At 65.8% G+C, this 2,444-nt stretch carries 3 protein-coding genes; 2 read left to right on the plus strand and 1 reads right to left on the minus strand.

Features of this window, described 5'->3' with window-relative positions; all coding sequences use genetic code 11:
* Positions 1 to 643, plus strand: a 643-nt coding sequence (locus tag EN893_RS29145; protein WP_128361990.1) for a GNAT family N-acetyltransferase, incomplete at its 5' end; no start/stop codon positions are given.
* Between the two features lie 4 nt (positions 644 to 647).
* Positions 648 to 1,484: a GNAT family N-acetyltransferase gene (locus EN893_RS29150; protein WP_127267068.1), complete on the plus strand. Its 837-nt coding sequence runs from the start codon at positions 648 to 650 to the stop codon at positions 1,482 to 1,484.
* Positions 1,485 to 1,530: 46 nt separating this feature from the next.
* Here the strand turns inward: EN893_RS29150 and EN893_RS29155 are convergent.
* On the minus strand, positions 1,531 to 2,444 hold a 914-nt coding region (locus EN893_RS29155), incomplete at its 5' end, for a tyrosine-protein kinase family protein (RefSeq protein WP_164901201.1).

The raw sequence follows: 2,444 nt of genomic DNA on the forward strand, positions 1-2,444 counted from the left end.
ACGCAAGAAGCACCGGTCGCAGATCCGGAAATTCGAGGCCGTAGGCAGCTATCGGCGCATCGGGGCCCGCACCCCCGACGAGGTGGGCAGGCTGCTCGACGCCTTCTTCGAGATGAAGGAACTCCGCTTCCGCAAGATGGGCATCGCCAATGTTTTTGGCGACGCACAGGTACGCGGCTTCTTCCGCGCGCTGTTCATGCAGGCGCTTGCCGAGGACAGGCCTTCCTTCGTGCTGCACGGGCTCGAGGTTGCCGGCAAGCTGCGCGCCATCACCGGTTCAAGCCGCTTGGGCAAACGCCTGATCTGCGAATTCGGAGCGATCGCCGAGGACGATCTTGGGCACGCCAGCCCCGGCGACTTCCTGTTCTTCGACAACATCCAGGAAGCCTGCGAGACCGGTTTCGAGGTCTATGACTTTTCGGTCGGAGATGAGCCTTACAAGCGGCTGTGGTGCGATATCGAAACGCGGCATTTCGAAGTGCTGGTCCCCTTGACCGTGAAGGGCCGCATGCTGGCGCTGACGCTTCGGCAAGGCGCACGGCTGAAGGCCTTCGTCAAGAACAGCCCGACGATCTGGAAGCTGACCAAAGTGCTGCGCCGCAAAGCCGCCGGCCAGGCAGCGCCCGCGGAAGAAGATAGCTGACGCCATGAAGCCGATCATCCGCACACTGTCCCTGCAGGAACTGGCGCTTCTCGTCGACTGGGCGGCCGCGGAAGGCTGGAACCCAGGTCATGAAGACCCGGCGATGTTCCAGGCCGCGGACCCCGAAGGCTTCATCGGCGCCTTTGTCGGCGACGACATGGTCGCGGCAATTTCGGCCGTGGCCTATGGAAGCGAATTCGGTTTCATCGGCCTCTACATCTGCCGGCCTGACATGCGCGGCATGAGCTACGGCAAGGCCGTGTGGGACGCCGGCATGAAAAGGCTCTCGGGCCGGACTGTCGGCCTCGACGGCGTCGCCGAGCAGCAGGCCAATTACCGGCGCAAGGGCTTCGCGCCGGCCTATGAGACCATCCGCTTCACCGGGCGCATGGCAGGCCAGCCGGTCAGGGCCGATGGGTTGCGGATGATTACGACGCAGCTCCTGTCCGGCATCGTCGCCTATGACGCCCATTGCTTTCCGGCGCCCCGAGGCACCTTTCTGAAGCGATGGCTGCAGGAGCCGCATCATGGGCTAGCGGCGATCGGTTCGCGCGGCGTGACCGGTTTTGGCGTGGCGCGCCGCTGTCGATCCGGCTTCAAGATCGGCCCGCTGTTTGCCGACGACACGGAGATCGCTTTGCAACTCCTGGAGGGGCTGGCCGGTGCCTGCGAGGGCGGCGAGCTGCACATCGACGTCCCCGCCGATAACGCCGGCTTCATAACTGCGCTCGATGCGGCCGGCTTTGCGCCGACCTTCACCACCACGCGCATGTACAAGGGGCCTGCCCCGGAATTGGACCTGCGAAGGGTGTTCGGCGTAACGACGCTTGAACTGGGATAGATCGGGCGAACCGCAGAACGGCCCCGCCGGCGATCCGGGGCTCCCCTCAGGCAGCGGCAGTGCGCCTTCTCGGCACCGGATTGCCGGGCGGTTCGTGGCCGAGCGGCGTCACCAGCGTCAGGTCGGGGTAGCCGTTCTCGATCAGCTTGACCGCAGCCTGCGTCACCTCATCGTCGGCCTCCAGCATGGAGAGAAAGACCTCGGTGGCATCGCCGGTCAGGCGGCCGATGCCTTGTGCGTCGGCCGGTCCGCACTCGACCACGACCAGGTCGTAGGCTGTCGTCAGCGACTGCATGATGATCGGCAGCCGGTCGGCGGCACGCATGGCACGAACCGGATCGGCGGTTCCGACCGGGATGACGTGACAGTCCGAGTAGAGATCGGCATGGATGACGTCACTGAACTGCGCTTCCGAAGCGAGCAGGTTGGTGATGCCGGGGAAAAGCCCGCTGTCCAGCATCGGCCGCGAGGCGGCCCCCGACGCGGTGAGGTCCAGCAACAGCACGCGCAGCCCGGCGTCGGCGACCTCGCGCGCCACCAGGATCGCGGATGCAGCCGCCTCGTCGCCTTCCGGCGAGACGAATATGGCGCGCGCCGCACCGCTGGAGATCAGCTTTTCGGCAGCCTTCTCGATATCGATCTCGCCCAGGGTGGAACGCGCCGGTTCGGGCTCGACAGCCGTCTGCTCTGTCGCCGTCGTATCGGGCATTGCGACCACATCCGGTGCCTCGGCCATGGCCGGCATCGCGGCGGCATAGGGCTCCGCTTCATCCGCACGTTCAGGCAGCTCCTGGCCAACCAAGGAGTCCTGCAGGACGGCAGGCTCGTGGCGGACAAATGGCTTGGCGACCGGCGCCTGCGCCACATGGGGCATCGCGACCTCATCGATCCGTTCAAAACGGGAACCGCTCGCCGGTCGCATCGCGCGACCTGAAAACAGCTCCCGCAGAAGCGTCACGA

Source organism: Mesorhizobium sp. M7A.F.Ca.CA.004.04.2.1, assembly GCF_004022825.1.
Classification (GTDB): domain Bacteria; phylum Pseudomonadota; class Alphaproteobacteria; order Rhizobiales; family Rhizobiaceae; genus Mesorhizobium.

Bases quoted from the DNA above. Each gene is read 5' to 3' on its own strand.
- EN893_RS29150 (WP_127267068.1), top strand. From the start codon at position 648: ATGAAGCCGATCATCCGCACACTGTCCCTGCAGGAACTGGCGCTTCTC.